The following is a 1,125-nucleotide window of genomic DNA, read 5'->3' on the forward strand; positions in this document are numbered from 1 at the left end:
CTGCGAAGGCCGGCTTCAAGGCGGTAGAGTTTCTTGTCCCCTTCGCCTTCAGTGCCGCCGATATCAAGGCCAGGCTCAACAGCAACGGTCTGCAGCTGGTGCTGCACAATCTGCCCGCCGGCGACTGGGAGGCCGGCGAACGCGGCATTGCCTGTCACCCTGATCGTGTGGAGGAATTCCGTGCCGGTGTGACCCAAGCCATCACGTATGCCCAGGTGCTCGGTGTAGGTCAACTCAACTGCCTGGCCGGCAAAACACCAGTGGGTGCCAGTGATGCCGTTCTGCGCACGACTTTTGTCAATAACCTGCGCTATGCATCCATCGAACTGAAAAAGGCCGGCCTCAAATTACTGATCGAACCGATCAACACCTTTGACATTCCGGGCTTCTACCTGAACCGCACGGCTCAGGCACTGGACATTCTGGACGAGGTCGGTGCCAACAACGCCTTCGTGCAGTACGACATCTACCACGCGCAGCGCATGGAAGGCGAAGTGGCGGCGACGATACAAAAACATCTGGCACGCATCGCCCACATCCAGCTGGCCGACAACCCCGGCCGCAACGAGCCGGGCACCGGCGAGATCAACTACGCATTTTTGTTCACGCACCTGGACCGCCTTGGCTATGGCGGCTGGATAGGCTGCGAATACAAACCTGCCAGCACGACGGACGCAGGACTGGGCTGGCGCCAGCGCCTGACAAGCTGACCCGCACCATCTCACAAGGACTACGTTTACATGACCTCCAACGCCCTGAAAATCGGCTTCGTCGGCCTCGGCATCATGGGCGCTCCCATGGCCGGCCATCTGATCAAGGCTGGGCATCAGCTGTTTGTCCATACCCTCGGCAAGATGCCCGATGCAATTGCCAGTGGCAGCGCCACGCAATGCGTGAATTCCCGTGGCGTAGCTGAGCGCGCGGACATCATCTTCATCATGGTGCCCGATACCCCTGACGTGGAGGCTGCGCTGTTCAGCGAAGGCGGTATCGCAGCCGGTCTGAAGGGTTCGGCCGCAGACGCAGGTGAACGCAAGGTTGTCGTCGACATGAGCTCCATCTCGCCCATAGCCACCAAAACCTTTGCGCAGAAAATCAACACACTGGGCTGCGACTACCTTGACG

The 1,125-nt window shown here is 59.7% G+C and carries 2 protein-coding genes; both read left to right on the top strand.

The window, feature by feature from the left end; genetic code table 11:
* The coding region (locus tag AC1DWI_RS24010; RefSeq protein ID WP_477726019.1) for a hydroxypyruvate isomerase family protein at positions 1-710 on the top strand (710 nt) is incomplete at its 5' end.
* 30 nt (positions 711-740) lie between these two features.
* On the top strand, positions 741-1,125 hold a 385-nt coding region (locus tag AC1DWI_RS24015; RefSeq protein WP_477726020.1), incomplete at its 3' end, for an NAD(P)-binding domain-containing protein.

The organism is Polaromonas sp. P3_C2 (genome assembly GCF_056402675.1).